Origin of the sequence: Actinomyces sp. HMSC065F12, from assembly GCF_001814535.1 — a bacterium.
Lineage (GTDB): Bacteria > Actinomycetota > Actinomycetes > Actinomycetales > Actinomycetaceae > Pauljensenia > Pauljensenia radingae_A.
On record NZ_KV817048.1, the window covers coordinates 1 to 223 of the forward strand.

The 223-nt window shown below is 61.4% G+C and carries 1 protein-coding gene; it reads right to left on the reverse strand.

Annotated elements, in window-relative coordinates:
* Positions 1–223: hypothetical protein (locus HMPREF2975_RS12680; protein WP_193600062.1), on the reverse strand; the 223-nt coding region annotated here is incomplete at both ends.

Below are 223 nucleotides of genomic sequence, written 5' to 3' on the forward strand. Positions count from 1 at the left end.
TGTTCATGGCGAGTTTGCGGTTGGGTTCAGATGGCTCACTGGTGCGGATGTAGAAGTGCATTCCCCCTGAGGGCGTGTTTTCGCTCCACCCGGTGAGGATGGTTTGCCACAGGCCGCTGAGGCCGCTGCCTTGCATGTTGGTGGCGAGGTCGCCGAGTTTGCCCATGGCGCGGCCTTCGAGTTCGATCATGGTGAGGTTGCCGGACACTGCCCCGCAGATGAC